Origin of the sequence: Streptomyces sp. NPDC048197 (assembly GCF_043202395.1) — a bacterium.
Classification (GTDB): domain Bacteria; phylum Actinomycetota; class Actinomycetes; order Streptomycetales; family Streptomycetaceae; genus Streptomyces; species Streptomyces siderophoricus.
Genome location: NZ_JBIDAJ010000037.1, coordinates 39,645 through 61,942, shown reverse-complemented (window position 1 = coordinate 61,942; position 22,298 = coordinate 39,645). Strand labels below are relative to the sequence as shown.

Genomic DNA, 22,298 nt, shown 5'->3' with positions numbered 1-22,298 from the left:
GATGCACCCGCACAGCACAGGGACGCCGGACCGGCCGTCGAGCCGGACCGGCGCCCCCGTGTCATCCCGGTCTCAGGGCCGTCATCCGGAGCAGTGGAAGCGCGCCCCCGCCCAGTCGCCGTGGTCACCGGACTTCTTGCCGTCGGTGTCGGTCACCTTCAGCCGTACGTGCCGGGCGCCGCCGAGCGGTACGTCCACCGCCACCGGCGCCGACTTCCCGGTCAGCTTCGGCGAGGTCCACAGCACCTTGCCGTCCGCCTCCACGGAGAAGGCGACCTCCCCGTAGTCGGCGATCTCGTCGTCGATCCCGGCGTCCGCGGTGAACGACGTACAGCGGCCCCCGGTGAAGAACTCCAGGTCGGCATTGGCGTGCGCACCGATGCCCTTGGCGTACGTCTTCCCCGCGAGAGTGAGCGGATGGCCGTCCGCCGGGCCCGACTCGCCGTTGCTGCGGTCCCGTTCGGCCGGACCGTACCCATTGGTGGCGGTCAGCCATTCCATGTCGCTCGCCCAGGTGTCGGTGGCCGGCGCGGGCGGTACGGGGCGTACCTCGAAGCGGTGCACGGTGGTGCGCGGCGCCCCCGCCGCCCGGTAGCGGACGGTCGCGGTGACGGTCACCGGGTCGGCGCTGCTCGCATCCTTGGGTGCGGTCACGGTCAGCGCGTCGCGGGCGGTGCCGCCGGCCGCGAGCCTGCCGTGGTGCACCGGCGCGGAGACCCGCCAGCCCTCGGGCGCGGACAGCGACACCGAGACGTCCGTGGCGTCCCGGGTGCCGGCCGTCACCGCGGTCCGTACGGTCGTCGGCGCGCCCTTGGTCACCTCCTGGCCGCCCGGGGTGCTGACCGCGACGCCCGCGCCCGGGGTCCGGCCGCCGACCGCACTGGCACCCTTGAGCGTCAGCCCGAAGGCCCGGTCGGTGGGGCGGGCGGCGGTCTTGACGCGGACGACTCCGCCGCGGTCGGCCGGGTCGTAGTACCAGCCCTGGCCGGCCGCTCGGAGGGCGCGCGCGGACGGCAGCCGCTTCAGCGGCCGGCCGGCCAGCTCCACCCCGCGCGGTGCGTCCCCGGTGTGCACGGTGAACTCGTAAGGCCGGCTGGTCTGCTTGCCGTGGAAGGAGCCCTTCGAGGCCCCGACGTCCAGGCGTACGTCACCGGCGCCGGAGCGGGGCGCCGTGACGTCGACCCGCTGGGTGGCATACGCGCCCGTACGGTGGGCGCGGGTCACCCCGTCGTCCTCGTAGAGCGTGAACGACGAGCGGCCCTCGGGGTACACGTCCCAGGCGAGCGGTGATCCGGCGGTCCGGTCCTGGTAGGACGTGATGCCCGGCCACATCGGCACGGCGGCACCGGCCTTGACGAAGAGCGGCAGGGTGTCCAGCGGCGCGCTGTAGCCGTCCAGGGTCATCGGCCCCCGGTAGGTGCGTCCGGACCAGTAGTCGATCCAGGTGCCCTTGGGCAGGTAGATGCCGTTGCGGGTGTCGGTGTCCTGGTAGACGGGGGCGAGCAGGAAGTCCTGGCCGGAGAGGAATTCGTACGTCGCGGCGTTGGAGGCGGCCTTCGGGTCGTCGGGGTATTCCAGCGACAGCGGACGCACCGGCCCGACCCCGGTCCGGGTCGCCTCGGCCGCGTAGGAATACATGTAGGGCAGCAGCGATTCCTTCAGCTTCAGGTATTTCCGGTTGATGGCCGTGTACGGGTCGCCGTAGCGGAAGGGCTGTTTGTCGCTGGCGGCCCAGCCGTCCATCGTCATGACCGCGGGGAGGAAGGATTTCCACTGCAGATCGCGGACGTACGTCTTGGGGCTGCCGCCGAAAATGCCGTCCACGTCACCGGTGGTGTAGGCGAGCCCGGACATCGTCGCGCCGGCGTAGGTCGGTATCTGCCAGCGGATGTATTCCCAGCTGCCGCTCTGGTCGCCGGACCACTGGACGCCGCACCGCTGTGCGCCGGCCCAGCTCTCCGGGGCCCAGGTGAAGCCGCGTGCGTCGCTGTTGTCCTCGATCCCGCGGTAGGCGTCCTTGCAGCCGTCCAGGGCGAATTTGTAGCCGTCGCCGACCCAGGCGACGTCGAGTTTGGCGATCCGCTGTCCGGCCTTGACCTGGTCGGCGAGTTTGGCGATACCGTCCTCGGTCCACAGTCCGAGTTTCATCTTCCGGTCGCCGAGCCCCTGGGAGGTCCGGCCGAGGTTTTCATAACCGCAGCCGTAGCCGTCGTTCACCAGCATCCAGCCGTTGGGCATGTCGTGCTGCACATATCCGTCGGCGACCTTCAGGGAATCCAGGGTGTGCCGCTCGCCGCGGTTCGCATTGTGCAGATAGCAGTCCGAATCGCCGATCTCCAGGCCGTACACCGGCGGCAGGAAGGGCTTTCCGGTCAGTGCGGTGTACTGGCCGATGACGTCCTTCGTGCTCGGCCCGGCGAAGTAATAGGCGTCGAAGCGCCGTTCCTGCGCCGTGGTCGTCACCGGGTCGTCGAAGGCGTAGGTGTTGGGGGCATAGGTGTTGCGGAAGACGCCGTATCCGGCGGTGGAGAGGTAGAAGGGGACGGAATTGGGGTGGCCGCCGTCGTCCCAGTGGTAGTCGACGCCCACCTCGACGGTGTGGCCGCGGTGGGAGGTGTTGCCGCGGCCGTTCTGCATGCCGGCGCCGTAGAACTGGTCGGTGGCGCCGCGGGCGAGGGTCTGGGTGGTGGTCTTGTCGTCCCAGCTCAGGCCCTTGGCCTCGGACCAGACCAGGGAGCCGTCGGCCCGGCGCAGTTCGAAGCGCAGCGGCGACTTGTACGCCGTCAACGTCACCTTGGCCGTGCGGAGTTGGTAGGCGTCGCCGGCGTCCCGCCAGTGGGTGGCCGGCGCGGCGCCCTGCGGCAGCACGATGTCCTTGCCGGTGGGGTCGGAGAAGGTGCCGTCCGGGGCGAGTTCGATGCGGAAGGTACGGTCCGTCACGAAGCTGACCCGGGCCTCGGCCCGGCCCGCGTGCAGGTGGTAGACGGGCCCGTCGGCCTCGAAGCCGGTGACGTCCCCGACGGTGTGGGCGGGCGCGGGGCCGGCGGCCGGTGCGCTGCCGGCCGGGCCGGCGAGTGCCACCACGAGCCCGAGCAGCGCGGCAACGACCGCCGCCCGCAGTCCTGTTGGTTTCCTCATGCCGGACAGCTCTAGCCCGCCGGCCGGGCGGCCCACCATGGATTCTTGCGCCGGATTGCTGGATTTCCGGTCGTCCGGCCGGGTGGGGGCGCGGGCCCGGGCACGGGAAAAGGGGCGCCCGTACCGGCCGGCACGGGCGCCCCTTGCGGGACGGGGGTCAGGCGGTGGCCGTCAGAGGGCCACGCCCAGGAGCGCGTCGACGGCGCGGGAGACGAGGCCGGGGGCGCCCTCGTCGGTGCCGCCGTCGGCCGCTTGCGCGGCGGCCCAGCGGTCCACGGCGGCCAGTGCGGCCGGCGCGTCCAGGTCGTCGGCGAGCGCGGTGCGGATCTCCTCCAGGAGCGCCTCGGCGGGCGGGCCGTCGGGGCGGGAGACCGCGGCGCGCCAGCGCGCCAGCCGCTCGACGGCCTCGTCGAGCACCGCGTCGGTCCACTCCCAGTCGGCACGGTAGTGGTGCGAGAGCAGCGCCAGGCGGATCGCCGCCGGGTCGGTGCCGTCGCGCCGCACCTTCGAGACGAAGACGAGGTTGCCCTTGGACTTGGACATCTTCTCGCCGTTCAGGGCCACCATCCCGGCGTGCACGTACGCCTTGGCGAACGGGTGCTCGCCGGTGAGCGCCTGGGCGTGCGAGGCGCCCATCTCGTGGTGCGGGAAGGCGAGGTCGGAGCCGCCGCCCTGGACGTCGAAGCCCATCCCGAGGTGGTCCAGGGCGATAGCGACGCATTCGATGTGCCAACCGGGCCGGCCGCGGCCCAGCGAGCCGCCGTCCCAGCTCGGCTCGCCGTCGCGGGCGGCCATCCACAGCATCGGGTCGAGCGGGTTCTTCTTGCCCTCGCGCTCGGGGTCGCCGCCGCGCTCGGCGGACAGCAGCCGCATCGCCTCGGCGTCGAGTCCGGAGACCTCGCCGAAGTGCGGGTCGGAGGCGACGGAGAAGTAGATGTCGCCGTCCAGCTCGTAGGCGGCGCCGGCGTCGCGCAGCCGCTCCACCAGCGGGACGATGCCGGGTATCGACTCGACGGCGCCTATGTAGGCGCGCGGCGGCAGCATCCGCAGCGCCGTCATGTCCTCGCGGAACAGGGCGGTCTCGCGCTCGGCGAGCGCGGTCCAGTCGTCGCCGGTGGCCTCGGCCCGCGCCAGCAGCGGATCGTCGACGTCGGTGACGTTCTGCACGTAGTGCACCTGGCGCTTCGTGTCGAGCCACACGCGCTGAACCAGGTCGAACGCGTTGTAGGTCGCCGCGTGCCCCATGTGGGTGGCGTCGTACGGCGTGATGCCGCAGACGTAGATACGGGCGACGGGACCGGGGGCGAGGGTCACCCGTCCGCCGGTCGCGGTGTCGTGGATCCTCAGGTCGCGGCCCTGACCGGGCAGGGCGGGGACCTCAGAAGCGGGCCATGCATGCATGCCTTGAGCGTAACCGGATGCATGTTCCGCATACGAACCGGACCAGGGGTCTTGGCCGGAAAGGCGGTCTTGCGGTTCGCGGCCGGACGTGCATGGGCGCACCGCCGGCCCTCCAAGGGGCCCCGGACGGGCTCAGACCGGCGGCCAGGGGATGGCGGGCCACTCCCCGCTCGGCTCGGGGTGCCGGCCGCGCTCCAGCAGCCCGGCCACCCGCGCCCGGAGCGCGTCGATCTCGGCGGCCGTGAGGAGTTCGGCCAGTCGGGCGGCGAGCGGCGCTGCGTCCGCCAGGGCCGACCCGAGCCCCCGCAGCACCCCCACCGCCTCCTCGGTCAGCGGCTCGCCCGCCCAGCCCCACAGCAGCGTGCGCAGCTTGTCCTCGGTGTGGAAGGTCACGCCGTGGTCGATGGCGAAGAACTCGCCGTCCACGCCGGGCAGCAGATGGCCGCCCTTGCGGTCACCGTTGTTGATCACCGCGTCGAGGACCGCGAGCCGCCGCAGCCGCGGGTGGTCGGCGTGCACCAGCAGCGCGGTGCGGCCCTCCCCGAGCTCCGCGAAGCCGACGGCCTTCCAGCCGGGCCCGGGCTCCTCGTCCTCCACCAGTGCCAGCAGTTCGGGCACCTCGTCGCTGCTCTCAGGCGGATCGATCCACTCCTGGACCATGCCGGTGCCGTAGGGGCCCTCGCGCAGCACGGTCGGCGGGATCAGGTCCCAGCCGCAGGCGCGGGAGATCTCGTACGCGGCGACCTCGCGCTGGGCGAGCGTGCCGTCGGGGAAGTCCCACAGCGGGCGCTCGCCGGCGACGGGCTTGTAGACGCACGAGGCGGTGCGGCCGTCGTGGGTGACCGTGCAGTAGAGCACGGCGTTGGACGCCTCCCGGATACGGCCGCGCACGGTCAGCTCGCCTTCGGCGAGGAGGGCGTCGGTCGGTCCACCGGCGGGCTCCGCCGCGGCCGGCGGCGGGTCCTGGGGGCCGGTGGGACCGGGCAGCTGCCCGGCCGGTTCGACGGCGGGCTCCATGGCGCTCAGGCGCCCCGCCGGTATCCGTTCTGGCGCGGACATACGTGTCCCTCCGGGTCGAGCGGCAGGCTGCACAGCGGGCACGGCGGGCGGCCGGCGTTGACGACCTCCAGGGCCCGCTTGGCGAACGCCCTGGCCATCGTCCCGGTCAGGCGCACCCGCAGCATCGGCGGGCCGTTCTCGTCGTCCTGGAGCAGCCGTTCCTCGGCGTCCGCGAGGTCCTCCTCGCTGTCCGCGTCGAGCTCCACCAGCGCCTGGGCCTCGACGATCATCCGCTCGTCCTCGCCGTCCCAGGCCAGCGCCATCGTGCCGACCCGGAACTCCTCCTCGACGGGCATCTCCAGCGGGGCGGTGTCGGTGAGCTCGGCGGGCGAGACGGCGGGGACCGGGGCGTTGCCGCCGCTGCGCCGGACGACCTCGTCCAGCAGCTCGTCGATCCGCTCGGCGAGCGCCGCGACCTGGGTCTTCTCCAGGGCGACGCTGGTGGTCCGGCCGGCCGCGGTGGCCTGGAGGTAGAAGCTACGGCGGCCAGGCAGCCCGACCGTACCGGCGACGAAGCGGTCCGGTACGTCGTAGAAGAACACCTGACGGGACAACGTCCTGCTCCGATTGCTCGACTGCGGGGTCTGCGGTCGCTGCGGGTCCTGCGGACCGCAGGGGCGGCGGGCAGCGCCGTCGCACCACCCTACTGCGCCGACTGATCACCCTGCGCCCGCACCACCGCCGATGGTCGCGTCCCGGTCCGCCGCCGCGCTGCCGCCGTCCTCCCGGGGCACCAGTGAGGCGAAGTCGCCGGTGTCCCCGAGGCGTACGAGGTAGGGGCGCAGCCGGGTGTAGCGGATCACGGTCAGGGAACAGGGCTCGACCGAGATCCGCTGGAAGAGGTCGAGGTGCATGCCCAGCGCGTCGGCGACCAGGGACTTGATGATGTCGCCGTGCGAGCACATGGCGTAGGTGGCCTCGGCGCCGTGCGTCTGCTCGACGCGGGCGTTCCAGTCGCGGACCGCGTCCACCGCGCGGGCCTGCATGGCCCGCATCGACTCGCCCCCGGGGAAGGCGGCCGAGGACGGGTGCTGCTGGACGGCCTCCATCAGCGGCTCGTCGGTCAGCTCGGCCAGTTTGCGGCCCGACCAGTCGCCGTAGTCGCACTCGCTGATCCGGTCCTCGATGTGCAGGGTGATCCCGGGCCGGGCCGCCAGCAGCGGCGCCATGGTCTCCCGGCAGCGCTGCAGGGGGCTGGAGACGAGGGCGGCGAGGGGTACCTGCGCCAGCCGCGCGGGCAGCGCGGCGGACTGGGCCGCGCCGCGCTCGTCGAGGGCGACACCGGGCGCCCGCCCGGCGAGCACTCCGGCGGTGTTGGCGGTGGAGCGGCCGTGCCGCACCAGGATCAGCGTGGGCATGCCCGCCACCCTACGTTCCGGCTGCCGCTTCCTGGCAGGGGTCCCCGGGACGCGCGAGAATGCCTGGTGTGATTGTGGACTGCGCCATCTACCGGGAGGGCCGCCGCACGGACTGCGCGGCCGACTTCTCCCGCGCCCTGAAGGCGGCGCGGGCGGAGGGGCACTCTTTCCTCTGGCTGGGGATGCACGAGCCGACGCAGGAGGAGTTCGACCGCGTCACCAGCGAGTTCGCGCTGCACCCGCTGGCCGTCGAGGACGCGCTCAACGCGCACCAGAGACCCAAGCTGGAGGTCTACGACGACTCGCTGTTCATGGTGCTGAAGCCGGTCACGTACGACACCCGGGCCGACACGGTGACGGCGTCGGAGCTGATGGTCTTCGTGGGGGACTCGTTCGTGGTGACCGTCCGGCACGGGGAGGCCAGCCCGCTGGCCGCGGTGCGGCGCCGGCTGGAGGAACATCCGGAGATCCTGCGGCACGGGCCGGGCGCGGTGCTCTACGCGATCAGCGACGCGGTGGTCGACCACTACATCGAGGTGGCCGCCGAACTCGCCCTGGACATGGAGGAGTTGGAGGCGGAGGTGTTCGCTCCGGTCCGCGGCCGGGACACCCGCAACACCGCCGCGCAGATCTACGCGTTCAAACGCGAGGTGATGGAGTTCCGGCGGGCGACCGGCCCGCTGGCGGAGCCGATGGCCCGCTTGCAGAACCCGGGAGTGCCGTTCGTGCACGATCACGCCCGGCCGTTCTTCCGCGACGTCGACGACCACCTCACCCGCGCCAATGAGTCGGTGGACAGCCTGGACCGCCTGCTTTCGGACATTCTGTCCGCCCATCTGGCACAGATGGGCGTCCGGCAGAACGACGACATGCGCAAGATCTCGGCCTGGGCGGCGCTGGCGGCCGTCCCCACCCTGATCGCCGGGGTCTACGGCATGAACTTCGAGAACATGCCGGAACTGAGATGGCAGTGGGGCTACCCGGGGGTGCTCCTGGTGATGGTCCTCATCGAGGTGTCGCTCTACCGGCTGTTCAAGCGCCGCGGCTGGCTCTGACGTGCCGGCGCGAAGACGCCCGGGCAGCGGCGCCCTTACGCGAACTCGGGGGCGGAGGTGGCCGGGCCGCCCAGGGCGTTCCGCCGCTCGGGCATCCGGAGGCTGACCATCCGCCGCCAGCCGCCCAGCCGCTCGTAGCCGTACACCGCCGCGATACCGGTGGTGAGCGCCGCGGATTTGGCTCCCGGCCACTTCAGGATGCGGCCCATGTGCTTCATCACGGCCAGGCTGACGTCCCGGTAGACGGCGATCTCGGCGTGCGCGCACTCGTGGAGGGCGCGCTGGATGGTCCGCCCGTGGCCGGCCCGGGCGAGGCGGAGCAGTTCCTCGTGGCAGTAGGCGAGGTGATTGGTCTCGTCGTTCGAGATCATCCGGATCGCCCTCCCCACCTCGGGGTGGTCGCCGAAGTGCTTGGTGAGCAGGGCCATCTGGTCGGCGGCGCGCTGTTCGGTGACCCGGCTGTGGGCGAGGTAGGTGATGATGTCGCGCTCGCCGAGCGGCTCGTCACGGCGCAGTTTGTCGTGCGCCAGGCCGATGCCCCGCCGCTCCAGGAGCATGGTGTAGTCGGTCGTCCGGGGGACGTCGGTGGGGGTCAGTCCGCGCTTGCGGAGCAGGGCCTGGAAGATCCGGCCGTGCTTGTCCTCGTCGGCGCCGTGCCGGGCGACCTTGGGCGCCAGCTCGCGCAGCGACTCGGGCAGCAGTGCGGCGATCCGGCCGTTCTCCCAGCCGCCCTGCGCCTCACCGCTCGCCGCTATGGAGCAGAACAGACGGTAGGCCTCGTCGTTGTCGACGATCTCCTGGAACAGGCTCCGGGCCGAGAGCATCTGCGTCACCTCCGAACGGACACACCCGCAATCAGTCAAAGCAGGTGCTCCGGACGCGGCAACCGGGCGGGGTGCCCGTTCGCCCGTTCGGACGAGGCGCGGCCGGGTGGCGGGGCGTAACCCGGCCGCCCGTCGCGGCGTTGTGCAGCGCGACGGCCGTGGCGGGGAAGATCCCCCGAGCCCCCACCACGGCCGCAGGCTCCCGGAAAGGCCCGAGGTCCAGGCGCCCCGGCGCCGGGCCCTTCGCCGGTCGCTACCGGGCGTTTCACCGGGCGCCTCTCGCTGAGCGCCGCCGGTCCGTTCGCCCGGCGGCGCTCATGCCAGCCCGGCGCGCTCCAGGGCCTCGGTACCGGCCCGCAGCGAGGCCAGCCGGTCCTCCAGTCCGAAGCCCGCCGGGGACAGCGTCAGCGTGGTCACCCCGGCCTCCGCATAGGCCCGCATCCGGTCGGCGATCCGCTCGACGGAGCCGAGCAGCGTGGTCCGGTCGATGAGCTCCTCGGGGACCGCCGCGGCGGCGCCCTCCTTGTCGCCGGCCAGGTACTTGTTCTGGATCTCGACGGCTTCCTTCTCGTAGCCCATCCGCCGGGCCGCCTGGTTGTAGAAGTTCTGCTTGCGGCTGCCCATGCCGCCGACGTAGAGCGCGGTGTACGGGCGGAACATGTCGGCCAGCGCGCTGACGTCCTTGTCGGCGCCGACGGCCAACGGCAGCGTCGGGCAGATGTCGAAGCCGTCCAGGGTCTTGCCGGCCTTCTCCCGGCCGGCCCGGAGGGGGGCGACCGCGGTCTCCTCCAGGTTCTCGGCGGCGGGGAAGATCAGCAGCGCGCCGTCGGCGATCTCGCCGGTCTGCGTCAGGTTCTTGGGGCCGATCGCGGCGATGTAGAGCGGGATGTGCGGGCGCTGCGGGTGGACGGTGAGCTTCAGCGGCTTGCCCGGACCGCCGGGCAGCGGCAGCGTCCAGTGCTCGCCCTCGTAGGACAGCCGCTCGCGGGTCATCGCCTTGCGGACGATCTCGACGTACTCGCGGGTGCGGGCCAGCGGCTTGTCGAACTTGACGCCGTACCAGCCCTCGGAGACCTGCGGGCCGGAGACGCCCAGACCGAGCCGGAACCGGCCGCCGGAGAGCGAGTCCAGGGTGGCGGCCGTCATCGCGGTCATGGCGGGCGTCCGCGCCGGGATCTGGAAGATGGCGGAGCCGATGTCGATGCGCTCGGTCTGGGCGGCGACCCAGGAGAGCACGGTGGCGGCGTCGGAACCGTACGCCTCGGCGGCCCAGCAGACGTCGTAGCCGAGGCGGTCGGCCTCCTTCGCCACCGCGAGATTGTCGGAGTCCATCCCGGCGCCCCAGTAGCCGAGGTTGATGCCAAGCCTCATGCCGCTCCCCTTACCCATCAGTAACGTCGCTGTTCCGGGGACTGTAGCGCGCACCCCCGCCGGACGTCACCGACGGGTTGTCCACAGGTCCCCTGTTCCCGGCGCCCGGCGCGTACTCTCAGGGCCCATGGAGCAAAGGCACCTCGGCCGAACGGGCCTGCGCGTGTCCCGGCTCGGGCTCGGCACCCTGAACTGGGCCCGCGACACGGGTGAGCAGGAAGCCGCCGACCAGCTCAAGACGTTCTGGGAGGCCGGCGGCACACTCGTCGACACCGCCGACATCTATGCCGACGGCGGTGCCGAGTATCTCCTCGGCCGGCTGATGGAGGGGCTGGTTCCGCGCGAGGACCTGGTGATCGCGACGAAGGCCGGCAGCGTGCTGGAGGCCGACCGCCGGGTGGACTGCTCCCGGCGCCATCTCCTCGCCGCCCTCGACGCCTCCCTGGGACGGCTGGGCACCGAGTACGTCGACCTGTGGCAGCTCCACGCCTTCGATGCGCACACGCCGCTGGAGGAGACCCTCCAGGCCCTGGACCTCGCGGTCACCAGCGGCCGGGCGCGCTACGTGGGCCTGTCGAACTTCTCCGGCTGGCAGCTGGCCAAGGCCGCCACCTGGCAGCTCGCGGCGCCCGGGGTGCGCAACCGCCTGGCGAGCGCCCAGATGGAGTACTCCCTCCTGCAGCGCGGCATCGAGCGCGAGGTGCTGCCCGCGGCGCTCGACCTCGGGATGGGCGTCCTGCCGTCCTCGCCGCTGGGCCGGGGCGTGCTCACCGGGAAGTACCGCCATGCGACCCCCGCCGACTCGCGCGGTGCCTCGGAGCACCTGGCGGCGTTCGTCGCGCCGTACCTCGACGAGACGGCGGGCCGGGTCGTCGAGGCCGTCACGACCGCCGCCGACGGACTGGCCGTCACCCCGCTGCAGGTGGCCCTCTCGTGGGTCCGGGACCGTCCGGGAGTGACCGCGCCGGTCCTGGGCGCCCGCACGGCACAGCAGCTCAGAGCGGCATTGTCAGTGGAGGCCCTTACTCTTCCTGACGAGATCCGCCGGGCGCTGGACGATGTGTCGGCTCCGGTGCACCACTACCCCGATCACGACTGGAGCACGCTGTGAGCACCGACCGCCCCGCCGGCGACACCCCGCCCGGGCAGGAGGCCGCACCCGGGACCGCGGAGGCCCGTACGCCCGAGGGGGCGCCGGCGGCGGACCCGGGCGCGACGGTGAGCGAGGCACCGGCCGCGGCGCCACCGGCCGGCCGGACCACCGCGGCGGCGCTGGCGGCGGCCGTCCGGGCCGTGGAGAGCGGCGAGCGCTCGGCCGCGTCGTTCTTCACCGAGGCCCCCCGCCCCGCCCGACCGGCCACACCCGCCAAGGCGGCCCCGGCACCCGCCGGCCCCGCTCCCCAGGGCGGACCGGCGGGCCCGCCCCCGGAGCCGGCGACCGCGCACCACGCCGCCGCACCGGCCGGCCCCTCCGCACCGCCGGTAGCAGCCCCGGGCGCCGCCGCACCCACCACCGCACCTCTCCCGGCCCCCGCCCCCGGCCTCGACGGCGTACGACAGGTGCTGCGGGCGGGCGGTGCCCCGGAGACCCTCGCGGAGCGGACCGCCGAGGTGCTCGGCGAGCGGGCCGCGGAGGTCCTGCGCGAGGATCCCTGGCAGCTGCTCGGGGTGCCGGGCGTGCGGCCCGAGCAGGCCGACGGCTTCGCGCGGGCGCTGCTCGGTGCCGCCGCCGGGCCGGGCGACGAGCGCCGCGGCCAGGCGCTGGTCGGCTGGCTGCTGGAGCAGGCCGCGGTCGCGGGGCATTCCGCGCTGGAGGCCGGCGCGCTGCGCGGCGCGCTCGCGCAGCGCCAGGTGCCCGACCCCGACGAGGCCCTGCAGACCGCCATCGCCGAGGGCGCCGTCCTGGTCTTCCAGGACGCGATCGAGGAGCCGGGCCGGGCCCGGCCCGCGGCGGACGAGGACGAGGAGGAGCGGCCGGTCCGGATCCTGCTGGGCCTGGACCGCTGGGCCATGGCCGAGGAGAGCGTCGCCGACGGCCTGGCCCGGCTGCTCAACACCTTCGAGCCGGTCCCGGACTCCGACGCTCCGGACGCCGGCTCCGGGACGCCGGAGGCGGAATCCGGTGCGGCGGACGCGGAATCCGGTGCGCCGGACGCCGGCTCTGATTCCGACGCCGACGCCGAGTCCGACTCCGCGGACGCCGACGAGCGGGCGGAGGCCGCCGGTCCGTCCTCGGAGGCCGGTGACGCCCCGGCCCCGGCCCGCCCCTCCGCCGCTGCGTGGGAGGCCGCGGCCGCCGCCGCGCCGTCGCCGTCGGCCGCGGAGCTGATCCGTACGGCCGCGCACAGCGGCCTGGTGGCGCACACGGGTGCGGAGGCGGCCCGGGCCGAGCCGGCCGTGCTGATCGCCGCGGCCCGTGCGCTGGGCCTGCGGGCCTTCGGCGCCGCCCACAGCGAGAACGGCCGCCGCCGGCTGGCCGCCGACCTCGCCGGGCTCGCGCCGGAGGCGGGCCCGGAGGCCGGGTCCGCAGGCGTGGGCGCGGCGGCGGTGACGGTCGCCGGGCTGCTGTCGGGGCAGGAGGGCCCCGGCCGGGACGCGGACGGTGCCCTCGCGCTCGATCTGCTGGTGGTGCTGGACGCCCCGCAGCTGGATCTGGAGACCGCGGCCCTGCTCGTCGAGTCGCTGACCGACGGGACCCGGCTGGTGCTCAGCGGTGATCCCGGCGTCCTGTGGTCCGCCGGTCCCGGCCGGCTCTTCGCCGATGTCCTCGCGGCCCGTTTCTGCCCCCAGGTCGCCTCCCGCACCCCGGACTTCGGCCCGATCGGCGAGCTGGTGTCCGGCATCGGGATCGGTGAGCTGAGCCAGGTCGAGGCGCCCGGCAAGGAGGTGGTGATCGTCCCGGTGCGGGACGCCGGTGAGGCGGTGCACCGCGCCGTCCAGCTGGTCGCCGACTCCGTGCCCCGTGCGCTGGGCGTCCCGCCGGAGGACACCCAGGTCATCACGGTCGGACACGGCGGCGCGGCGGGCACCCGGGCGCTGAACGCCGCGCTCAAGGAGCGGCTCAACCCCGGCCCCGGCCGGTTCGGCGGCTTCGACCCCGGCGACCGCGTGGCCTACGCCCCGGCCCCCGGCCGTACGCTGCCCGGCACGGTCACCGGCGCCGACGCCGCGGGGCTGCGGCTGGACTGCGCGGGGACCGCGGTCGTGGTGCCGCGCGAGCGGGTCGGCGGCGCGGTCCGGCACGGCTGGGCGCTCACCGCCCATCAGGCGGCCGGGATGCGCTGGCCGGCCGCGGTGGTCGTGGTGCCGGGGGACGCCGCCGGCGGACTGACCCGCTCCTGGGCCTATACGGCCTTCAGCCGCGGTGAGCGGCATCTGTCGGTGGTGCAGGGCGCCGATCAGGCGCTGGGCCGGGCGATCGCCGAGGTGCCCGTCAAGGAGCGGACCACCCGGCTGCGGACACTGCTCGGGCAGCAGAGCGTGCCGTCCGCGGAGGACGCCCAGGGGTGAGGCGGGGTGCGGAGGCGGCCGCCCGGAGCGGAGCGGCCGCCTCCGCCCTCACCTCTCGCGGTCGAGCGGCTCCAGCAGGTCGTCGTCGCCCAGTTCCTCGTCGAAGACGGCGCTGACGTCGAAGCGGCACACCACGCGCTGCGGGTCCGCCTGGTCGAACGGCGCGGAGAGCCACTCCCCCGGTTCCGCCGGTTCGTCGGCGGCCGCCACCCACAGCGTGGAGTCGCCCTCCTCCAGGCCGAACTCCTTGTGCCGGGAGGCGATCTCATCGGGTTCGAACTCCCCGAAGAGCACCCCCAGCGCCGCATGGACGCTGCTGCCGACGACCGCGGCGGCGTCGGCGGAGGGGCCCGCCGCCTCGTCGGCGGCGTCCGGATCGAGGTCCGCGATGCGCTGCGCCTGGTGCAGCAGCCGCTGCGGTTCGGCGACGGTGTAGTCGCGCCGGATCAGCACACTGAGCGCACTGGGATCCTCCGGGCCCGCGTACGCGGGCAGCGCGTCGCTACCGGGGATCTCGAAGGGGGTGACCTCGTCGTAGGTGTCGTAGAGCAGCTCGTCGTACACCTCGGCCGCGGCGGCGAGCTCGTCGAACGCGGCGTAGACAGCCGGATCGTCCTGCCCCGAGCGGCGTTCGACCGCGTCGAGGTGACGGTCCAGCGCGGCTTTGACCGCCTCGGCGGCGGCACGTACCTCGGCAGCGGAAGGCTGCGCAGCATCAGACATAGTGCAGACGCTATCCGTACCGGGGCCGGTCCCGCACAATAGATGCGATGCCGGAATACGAATTCTGCGATGTGTACGTGCCACGGGGCGTTTCCCGGAAGGCCACCACACGCTTGCTGACCGACCATGCCGAGTACGGACACTGGGAGTTGGACCGTCTGCGGCTGAATCCGGACGGCAGCCGCAAGGTGCGGCTGCGCCGCCGGATCATCCGACAGCTCCGCGCCACGTGGTGATCACCACCGGCGCGTGAGCAGCAGAGCGGGCCCCGCCTCGGCAGGGCCCGCTCCTCGGTGCGCTCATGCGCGCTCAGCTACCGCTCGTCACACAGCGCCGACCGTCGCATGATCGCCGCGTGGGCGCCGCCGTTCACCGGCGGACGGCACGCGCCTTGCGGTACAGCACCGCGCCCCCGAGCAGCATCCCGGCGGCGGCCGGAATCGCGTAGCCGGCCGTGCCGGCGCCGGTCTCCGCGAGCTGCTGGCGGGGAGCCGGCACGACCTGGCTGTGCGGCGCGGTCTGCGGCTGCACCGGGGTGTGCCCCTGCGGGGTGGCCGGGTGCTGGGGCTGACCCGGGTGCTGCGGCTTCCCCGGGTGCTGCTGCTCCGGCTGGTGCGGCTTCCCCGGGTGGTGCGGGTGGTGCGGGTGGTGCCCCGAGTTGTCGCCGGTGCCGGGGTGGTGCGGCTTCCCCGGGTGGTGCGGCTTCCCGGGGTGGTGCGGCTTCCCGGGGTGGTGCGGATGTCCCGGGTGCTGCGGGTGGCCGGGCTGGTGGGGCTGGCCCGGCTGGTGCGGACGGCCCGGTACCGGCGCGTCGTTGGCGCAGTCGTTGCCGAAGACCGGGTTCAGCAGACCGACCACCGAAACGCTGTTGCCGCAGGCGTTGACCGGGACGTCGACCGGCGCCTGGACGTTGTTGCCGGAACCCACACCGGGTGAGTTCGCGGTGCCGCCCGCGGCGTTGGCGCCACCGTGGTGGCCACCCCCGCCCGGATGCCCACCGTGGTGGTGGCCCCCTTGGTGCGGACCGCCCGGGTGACCGGTGTGGTGGCCGTGGCTGTCGTTGGCGCAGTGGTTGCCGAACGCGGGGTTCAGCAGCCCGACGACATTGACGGTGTTGCCACAGGCGTTCACCGGGATGTGCAGCGGTACTTGGACGTTGTTGCCGGATCCCACGCCGGGCGAGTTCGCCGCGCCGCCGGCGGCCCCCGCATCCGCGTGTGCGTAGCCGGCGACCGCGGCGAGTACACCGCCGGCCGCCGCCATGGTGATCAGGCCCTTTCGTGCGACCTGTCTCATAAATTGTTCCCCTGCCTAGTGCCTTACAGGAATGCGTGCGCGCGGCGATCCCCCGGGGAGACCGGGGGATCATCCGCCCGCCCACCGAAATACCCAGAGGCCCCGGAATGCGTGCCACGCATCACGGAGCCGAACCGGATCTGACCCTTACGGGTGCAGGTACAACGTCAAACGGCGTCAGAAAGTCACTTGTTGACGCAGTAGTTGCCGAAGGTCGGGTTCAGCAGGCCGACCACGGAGATCGTGTTGCCGCAGGCGTTCACCGGAACGTGCACCGGCGCCTGGACGACATTGCCGGACACGATGCCCGGAGAGTTCACGGCAGCGCCCTGGGCACCCGAGTCGGCGGCGGCCAGGCCCGCACCAGCGAGCACCAGGCCACCGGTGGCCGCCGCAGCAGCGACGATCTTCTTCAGCATTGTTCCTCCTAGTAGGCAATGCGGTCCCAGCCGCGGACCGCACACCCTGCAACGAGGAAAAGGACGTTGAAGCTACGAACACATCAAAGCGTTCACTCTTTCCGGCGACACCGACGCGAACGGCAGGAAATCCGCGCCGATTTCGGCTTCGGCGACTCCTCTTGGCGTGCGTTTCAGCGGGGTCAGCTCTGTTCGATGAACCGGTCGAGCACCCGCACCCCGAACTTCAGTCCGTCCACCGGAACCCGCTCGTCCACGCCGTGGAACATTCCGGCGAAGTCCAGCTCCGGGGGCAGCTTCAGCGGCGCGAAGCCGAATCCCCGGATTCCCAGGTCGTCGAACGACTTGGCGTCCGTACCGGCGGACAGCATGTACGGCACCGCGCGCGCGATCGGATCCTCGGCCTGCAGCGCCGACTGCATCGCCGCGACCAGCGCCCCGTCGAAGGTGGTCTCCAGCGCCTTGTCCGCGTGCACGTCCTCGCGCTTGACCCGCGGGCCGAGGATCCGGTCCAGGTCGGCCAGGAACTCCTCCTCGTAGCCCGGCAGGAAGCGCCCGTCGACGTGCGCGGTGGCCTGCCCCGGGATCACGTTGACCTTGTACCCGGCGCCCAGCTGCGTGGGGTTGGCGGTGTTCCGGAGCGAGGCGCCGATCAGCTTGGCGATGCCGCCGAGCTTCGCCAGCGTGCCGTCCATGTCCTCCGGGTCGAGCTCGGTGCCCAGCGCGTCGCCGAGCTCGTCCAGGAAGACCCGCAGCGTCTTGGTCACCCGCACCGGGAACTCGTACCGACCCAACCGCCCTACCGCCTCGGACAGTTCGGTGATCGCGTTGTCCTTGTGGATCATCGAGCCGTGGCCGGCCGAGCCGTCCACGGTCAGCTTCATCCAGTGCATGCCCTTCTGGGCCGTCTCGATCAGGTACAGCCGCAGCTGCTCGTTGACCGTGAAGGAGAAGCCGCCGACCTCACTGATCGCCTCGGTCACCCCCTCGAAGAGCTCCGGGTGGTGGTCGACGAGGTACCGCGCGCCGTAGGTGCCGCCCGCCTCCTCGTCCGCGAGGAACGCCAGCACGATGTCACGCGGCGGCTTGCGGCCGGTGCGCAGCCGGTCCCGGACGACGGCCAGCGTCATCGCGTCCATGTCCTTCATGTCGACCGCGCCGCGCCCCCACACGCACCCGTCCGCGATCTCCCCGGAGAACGGGTGGTGGGTCCAGTCGGCGGCGTTGGCCGGCACGACGTCGGTGTGCCCGTGGATGAGCAGCGCGGGCCGGGAGCGGTCCTCGCCCTCGATGCGGGCGACGGTCGACGCGCGCCCCTTGTGCGACTCGAAGATCCGTGGCTCCAGGCCGACCTCGGCGAGCTTCTCCGCGACGTACTCGGCGGCGGCCCGCTCACCGGGGCCCGAGTGGTCGCCGTAGTTGCTGGTGTCGATCCTGATCAGATCCCGGCACAGGTCGACGACCTCGTCCTCGCCGGTCACCGTACGGGCCGGCTGTGACTCGATCACGCTGCCTCCTCTTGGTTCACGGCCGCGTCGCGCGCCCCGAGGCGCCCGGTCCGCGGCGGGGGTCCACCGCCATCCTCCACCCCGGCCGCGCTCTGCCCAAGGCCGCAATACTCCCGACATCCGCTGGTCACAGGCCCGCACCCGGCGGAATGTACGGGTGATCGACCACCCCCGAACGTTTGCTATTGTTTTCCACGTCGGAACGGCCCAGGCCGCACCGGCAGACACCTGGTCCGGGTGGCGGAATGGCAGACGCGCTAGCTTGAGGTGCTAGTGCCCTTTATCGGGCGTGGGGGTTCAAGTCCCCCCTCGGACACTCATCAACATCGACGCCCGCTTGGCACTGACCAAGCGGGCCTCGGTGTTTTCCCACGTTCTTCGCTTCGCCGTTTCCCCCCGCCCGGAGATCCCGTGAGACGCCGCTCCCCCGTGCCGCCCGCCCCGTTGCCGCAGCGGGACGGGATCGATGCGGTGCGGGTGCGGCTGCCGGCCGATCCGGGTGGGGTGTGGGGGACGGTCGGGGACCATCTCGTGGCGCGGTTCGGTGGGGCGATCGGGGCCGGGCGGGTGGTGGAGATGCTGGGCGCGGGCCGGTTCGTGGGCCTTGCGGGGGTGCTGAGCGGGGAGGAGCCGTACGTCGCGGGGCGGTACGTGTGGTTCCACCGGGACTTCGCGCCGGAGGTGCGGGTGCCGTTCGAGGTGCGGATCGTGCACCGGGACGAACGGATCGTGATCGCCGACAAACCGCACTTCCTGGCCACCACGCCGCGCGGGCAGCACATCACCGAGACCGCGCTGGCCCGGCTGCGGCGCGAGCTCGGGCTGCCGGCGCTGCAGCCCGCGCACCGGCTGGACCGGCTGACGGCGGGGCTGGTGCTGTTCGTCGTACGGCCCGAGGACCGGGGGGCGTACCAGGGGCTGTTCGGCGGGCGCCGGGTGCACAAGGAGTACGAGGCGGTGGCCCCGTACGACCCGGATGTGGCGCTGCCGGTGGCGGTGCGCAGCCGGATCGTCAAGGAGCGCGGGGTGCAGACGGCGCGGGAGGTGCCCGGGGCGGTGAACGCGGAGAGCCGGATCGAGCTGGTCGAGCGGCGGGGCGGGCTCGGGCGCTACCGGCTGCTGCCGGCGACCGGGCGGACGCATCAGCTGCGGGTGCACATGCACGGTCTGGGGCTGCCGATCCTCCATGATCCGCTGTATCCGGGCGGGGGCGGCGCGGCGGGTGCCCAGGAAGCCGGTGGGGCGGGTGCCGAGGACTTCGGGGCGCCGTTGCAGCTGCTGGCGAAGGTGCTGGCGTTCCGGGACCCGGTGGACGGGCGGGAGCGGCGGTTCGAGAGCGGGTTGCGGCTGGCCGCGTGGCCCGGGGCCGCGGCCGGCTGACGTCCGCCGGCGGAATTTGCGGTGCGGGCGGGGGCCCGGCGTCCGTAGGGTGCGGGGGTTGGTGAACTGGGACGAAGGGCCGGCCGGATGCTGATCTTTGATGCGGACGACACGTTGTGGGAGAACAACGTGATCTTCGAGCGGGTCATCGACGAGTTCCTGGAGTGGATGGTGCGGCCGGGGCTCGACCGGGTGGCGGTGCGGACGGTCCTCGACGGGATCGAGGCCGCGAACGCCCCGACGCTGGGGTACGGCAGCAAGGTCTTCCTGCACAGCCTGGGCGAGTGCGTGGCGCGACTGCGCGGGCGGGCCGCGACGGCCGAGGAGACGGCGCGGATCGCCGGGTGGGCGGCCGCCTTCGCCGGGGACCGGGTGGAGCTGATGCCCGGGGTGGCCGAGACGCTGGCGGAGCTGGCGCGGCGGCACGAGTTGCTGTTGCTGACCAAGGGCGACACCGAGGAGCAGGAGCGGAAGGTGGCGGCCTCGGGGCTGACCGGGCACTTCCGCGGGGTGCACATCGTGGCGGAGAAGGACGTCGCCACGTACGAGCGGCTGAAGCGCGCCTACGACCTGGTGCCGGACGAGACCTGGATGATCGGCAACTCCCCCAAGTCGGACATCCTGCCGGCGCGTTCGGCCGGGCTGAACGCGGTGTTCATCCCGCACCGGCACACCTGGGTGCTGGAGCACGACGAGCTCGACCCGGACGACAAGAAGGTGCTGCACCTGTCGGCGTTCCAGGAGCTGCTGCAGCACTTCTGACGGCGGCAGGCACCGGTACGAAGCGAGGAGGGGCGACGTGGGAGAAGGTGACGGTGTGGTGCGGCGGCCGGGGGTGTCGTGCGTGTTCGTGTGCCACGACGGTGCGGGGCGGGTGCTGCTGGCGCGGCGGAGCGCCGGGGCCCGGGACGAGCCGGGGACCTGGGACTGCGGTGCGGGGGCGCTGGAGTTCGGCGAGACCTTCGAGGCCGCGGTGGCGCGGGAGGTCCACGAGGAGTACGGCACCCGGCCGCTCGGCATCGAGCGGCTCGGGGTGCGCAATGTGCTGCGCGGCGATCCGGTGGACTCGCACTGGGTCGCGGTGGTCTTCGCGGTGCGGGTGGCGCCGGAGGCGGTGACGATCGGCGAGCCGCACAAGTTCGACGCGCTGAGGTGGTGCCCGCCGGACGCCCTCCCCGCACCGCTGCATTCGCAGTGCGGGGAGAGCCTGGCGTTGTTCGTACGGTCCGCCTCGTCCGCGGAGGCGGGTGGCTAGGGCTCGTTCGTGGGGGCAGTGGTGCCGGTGGTGCCGGTGGGGCCGGTGAGCGCCGCCACCGTCCGCTCGGCGGCTTCCAGGAGCTGTTCGTCGGCGCGCAGGTCGGCGTCCGCCGAACCGGCGTACAGCGGGAGCCGGGTGCGTCGGTCGATCAGCGCGCGCAGGTGCGGGAGCACGGGACGGGCGTGCGGGCCCATGGCGGCCAGGGTGGTCATCGCGACGGGCCCGGAGAGGTCGTCGTCGAGGTAGCCCGGGAGTACGGCGAGGAGTTCGGCGGCCACGGGCGGGCCCTCGTTCCGCCACAGCACCAGGGAGCCGCGTACCTGCATGACGCCGGGGCGGCCGAGGACGGCGGCACGTAGCTGCGCGGACTGCTCGCGGTCGAGGCCGCCGTGGTCGAGCAGCCACCGGAAGAGGGCGGAGTGGTCGGCGGTGCGGCGGCCCTCCGGCCGACGGGTGCGCAGACAGGCCTCGACGGGCGCCCGGTCGCCGGTGATCCGGGCCAGGGCCAGTGCGCCGTGGCCGGGGCGCCGGCGGGAGTCGCGGGTGAGCGTGGTGAGCAGCGGCACCGCGGCGGCCGCAGGCGGGCCGATCCGGCCGAGCGTGCCGACGAGGGAGAGCTCCGGCCAGGTGGCCAGGGTGGCGCCGCGGGCCTCGGCCGCCTCGCACGCCGCGCGCAGCGCCGTGAGGAGGTCGGGGACGCACAAAGCGGCGGCCGCCGGATCGAGGGCGTCGAGGATGCCGAGGGCGAGGGACAGCGCGTCGTGGCCTTCGGTTCGGAGCAACTTGCCTGCGTAGTCGGCCAGTTGGGCGGTGTCGGCGGCTCCGGCGCGGAGCACGCCTCGGAGGGCGGCGAGCATGCCGGGTGGGCGGGCGCCGGTGGCCAGCAGGGCGTGGACGTGCGGGGCGGCGCGTGGATCGTCGATCGTCGCGAGGGCGTAGGTGATGTCCCAGGCGAGGGCGGCGGAGGGGTCGGCGCCCGGGCCGGTGGGGTCCGCGGCCGGAGCCGTGGGGTCCGGCAGCAGGGCGGCCAGGGCGGTGACGGACCGGCGGGTGGCGGTGCGGGAGGCGCACAGGGCGTGCACGACGAGGGCGCGCAGGCCGGGCGGTGCGGTGGGCAGCAGCTGGACGAGGTGCGGGGCGAGGGTGCCGGGAGCGGCCCGCCACTCCTGGAACGCCCGGTGGGCCAGCTGCACCCCGACCCGTCGCCCGTAGGCGCCCGCCTCGCCGGCCAGCAGCCGGATGACGGTGGCGTAGCAGTCCTGTTCGCGTTCCTGGCGGTGGAGGGCGCGGCCCCAGCGTGCGCCGATGGAGCAGCCGCGGTCGGCGTCGTGGGCGGTGAGCGCGGTGACCTCCGTCACGATCTGGGCGTCCAGTTCCGGCCAGCGTTCGCGCGGTGCGGTGGCCAGCTCCTCCAGGCAGCCGAGCAGCCGGATCTCGGGGAGCGGGTCGGTGCGGAGCGGGCCGGGCGGGCAGGCAGCGTCCGGCGTGCCGAGCAGCGCGTCGGCCAGGGCGATCCGGGTGCCGGGGTCGGTGAGTTCACCGAGGGCGGTACGGGCCCGGTCGGCGGCACCGGTGCGGACGAGGAGCGTGGCGGCGGCCCTGCGGACGTCCGGGTCCGGGTCGTGGAGCGCGGCCGCGGCCGCCGGAGCCGGCGCCGGCCAGGGTGTACGGCCGTACGTCAGCTCGCCGAGGAGGGTGAGCGCGGTACGGCGTACGGCGGGGCTGAGGTGGCGGGTGAGCGAGAGCAGTTCGCGGGTGGCCGGGCCGCCGGGGTCGGCGCCGACCGCTTCGAAGACGGCGGTTCTGGCCGGGGTGCCCGGGGTGAGGACGGATCCGTCGAGGACCGCCGCGGTGAGGTCCGACGGACGGTCGGGGCCGGGAGGGGTCGACGCGGTGGCACCGGTCGACGGGCCGGCGGCGGTCGACGGGGTGGAGGCCGGGTCCTGGCCCGGCGTCCGCGTGGTCATCGGGTGGGGCGGTGGCCGCCCTTCCTGTAGG

General features: G+C 73.5%; 19 protein-coding genes and 1 tRNA gene. 8 read left to right on the top strand and 12 right to left on the bottom strand.

Going from position 1 to position 22,298, the window contains the following annotated elements; translation table 11 throughout:
* Positions 1–81: 81 nt before the first annotated feature.
* The 5 genes from ACGF4C_RS32950 to ACGF4C_RS32930 all read right to left on the bottom strand — a co-directional run bounded on the left by ACGF4C_RS32950 (position 82) and on the right by ACGF4C_RS32930 (position 6,956).
* Positions 82–3,138: an NPCBM/NEW2 domain-containing protein gene (locus ACGF4C_RS32950; RefSeq protein WP_393571299.1), complete on the bottom strand. Its 3,057-nt coding sequence runs from the start codon at positions 3,136–3,138 to the stop codon at positions 82–84.
* Between the two features lie 171 nt (positions 3,139–3,309).
* Positions 3,310–4,539, bottom strand: coding sequence for a cysteine--1-D-myo-inosityl 2-amino-2-deoxy-alpha-D-glucopyranoside ligase (gene mshC, locus ACGF4C_RS32945; protein WP_393571298.1), 1,230 nt, complete (start codon positions 4,537–4,539; stop codon positions 3,310–3,312).
* A gap of 132 nt (positions 4,540–4,671) precedes the next feature.
* Positions 4,672–5,556, bottom strand: a complete 885-nt coding sequence (locus ACGF4C_RS32940; RefSeq protein WP_393571317.1) for an SCO1664 family protein — start codon at positions 5,554–5,556, stop codon at positions 4,672–4,674.
* A 5-nt stretch (positions 5,557–5,561) separates the two neighbouring features.
* The gene (locus ACGF4C_RS32935; RefSeq protein ID WP_078872005.1) at positions 5,562–6,152 is read right to left on the bottom strand and encodes a DUF3090 domain-containing protein; all 591 of its coding nucleotides are present in this window, start codon (positions 6,150–6,152) and stop codon (positions 5,562–5,564) included.
* A gap of 105 nt (positions 6,153–6,257) precedes the next feature.
* A complete protein-coding gene (locus ACGF4C_RS32930; protein WP_393571297.1) occupies positions 6,258–6,956 on the bottom strand; it encodes a histidine phosphatase family protein in 699 nt (232 codons plus the stop codon).
* A gap of 59 nt (positions 6,957–7,015) precedes the next feature.
* On the opposite strand from ACGF4C_RS32930, the gene corA reads away from it, so the two are divergent.
* The gene (corA, locus tag ACGF4C_RS32925) at positions 7,016–8,011 is read left to right on the top strand and encodes a magnesium/cobalt transporter CorA (protein ID WP_030414737.1); all 996 of its coding nucleotides are present in this window, start codon (positions 7,016–7,018) and stop codon (positions 8,009–8,011) included.
* 35 nt (positions 8,012–8,046) lie between these two features.
* Here the strand turns inward: corA and ACGF4C_RS32920 are convergent, their stop codons facing one another.
* Entirely contained in the window at positions 8,047–8,835 is a 789-nt protein-coding gene (locus ACGF4C_RS32920) for a ferritin-like domain-containing protein (RefSeq protein WP_393571294.1), read from the bottom strand.
* Between the two features lie 315 nt (positions 8,836–9,150).
* The gene (locus ACGF4C_RS32915; RefSeq protein ID WP_393571292.1) at positions 9,151–10,206 is read right to left on the bottom strand and encodes an LLM class F420-dependent oxidoreductase; all 1,056 of its coding nucleotides are present in this window, start codon (positions 10,204–10,206) and stop codon (positions 9,151–9,153) included.
* A 127-nt stretch (positions 10,207–10,333) separates the two neighbouring features.
* On the opposite strand from ACGF4C_RS32915, the gene ACGF4C_RS32910 reads away from it, so the two are divergent.
* On the top strand, positions 10,334–11,317 hold the full coding sequence (locus ACGF4C_RS32910) for an aldo/keto reductase (protein ID WP_030414740.1): 984 nt from the start codon (positions 10,334–10,336) through the stop codon (positions 11,315–11,317).
* Positions 11,314–13,716, top strand: a complete 2,403-nt coding sequence (locus ACGF4C_RS32905; protein WP_393571290.1) for a helix-hairpin-helix domain-containing protein — start codon at positions 11,314–11,316, stop codon at positions 13,714–13,716. The genes ACGF4C_RS32910 and ACGF4C_RS32905 overlap by 4 nt, the downstream gene beginning before the upstream one ends.
* Before the next feature lie 48 nt (positions 13,717–13,764).
* Here the strand turns inward: ACGF4C_RS32905 and ACGF4C_RS32900 are convergent, their stop codons facing one another.
* On the bottom strand, positions 13,765–14,439 hold the full coding sequence (locus ACGF4C_RS32900; protein ID WP_362146646.1) for a hypothetical protein: 675 nt from the start codon (positions 14,437–14,439) through the stop codon (positions 13,765–13,767).
* Positions 14,440–14,486: 47 nt separating this feature from the next.
* On the opposite strand from ACGF4C_RS32900, the gene ACGF4C_RS32895 reads away from it, so the two are divergent.
* Positions 14,487–14,675, top strand: coding sequence for a DUF5703 family protein (locus ACGF4C_RS32895; RefSeq protein ID WP_030416245.1), 189 nt, complete (start codon positions 14,487–14,489; stop codon positions 14,673–14,675).
* 133 nt (positions 14,676–14,808) lie between these two features.
* Here ACGF4C_RS32895 and ACGF4C_RS32890 read toward each other — a convergent pair whose 3' ends face one another.
* The 3 genes from ACGF4C_RS32890 to ACGF4C_RS32880 form a co-directional block, all read right to left on the bottom strand.
* Entirely contained in the window at positions 14,809–15,735 is a 927-nt protein-coding gene (locus tag ACGF4C_RS32890) for a chaplin (protein ID WP_393571287.1), read from the bottom strand.
* A gap of 185 nt (positions 15,736–15,920) precedes the next feature.
* Positions 15,921–16,154, bottom strand: coding sequence for a chaplin (locus ACGF4C_RS32885; protein ID WP_393571285.1), 234 nt, complete (start codon positions 16,152–16,154; stop codon positions 15,921–15,923).
* A 182-nt stretch (positions 16,155–16,336) separates the two neighbouring features.
* Positions 16,337–17,662, bottom strand: coding sequence for a M20/M25/M40 family metallo-hydrolase (locus ACGF4C_RS32880; protein ID WP_030801914.1), 1,326 nt, complete (start codon positions 17,660–17,662; stop codon positions 16,337–16,339).
* 231 nt (positions 17,663–17,893) lie between these two features.
* Between ACGF4C_RS32880 and ACGF4C_RS32875 the strand changes: the two genes are divergently transcribed.
* The 4 genes from ACGF4C_RS32875 (at position 17,894) to ACGF4C_RS32860 (ending at position 20,297) form a co-directional block, all read left to right on the top strand.
* Positions 17,894–17,978, top strand: a tRNA-Leu gene (locus tag ACGF4C_RS32875).
* A gap of 95 nt (positions 17,979–18,073) precedes the next feature.
* Positions 18,074–19,042, top strand: coding sequence for a pseudouridine synthase (locus ACGF4C_RS32870; RefSeq protein ID WP_393571282.1), 969 nt, complete (start codon positions 18,074–18,076; stop codon positions 19,040–19,042).
* 87 nt (positions 19,043–19,129) lie between these two features.
* Entirely contained in the window at positions 19,130–19,804 is a 675-nt protein-coding gene (locus tag ACGF4C_RS32865; RefSeq protein WP_393571280.1) for an HAD family hydrolase, read from the top strand.
* 37 nt (positions 19,805–19,841) lie between these two features.
* Entirely contained in the window at positions 19,842–20,297 is a 456-nt protein-coding gene (locus ACGF4C_RS32860; RefSeq protein ID WP_393571278.1) for an NUDIX domain-containing protein, read from the top strand.
* Here ACGF4C_RS32860 and ACGF4C_RS32855 read toward each other — a convergent pair.
* Positions 20,294–22,267, bottom strand: coding sequence for a HEAT repeat domain-containing protein (locus ACGF4C_RS32855; protein ID WP_393571276.1), 1,974 nt, complete (start codon positions 22,265–22,267; stop codon positions 20,294–20,296). The two genes, ACGF4C_RS32860 and ACGF4C_RS32855, sit on opposite strands and share 4 nt — an antisense overlap.
* Positions 22,268–22,298: the final 31 nt, after the last annotated feature.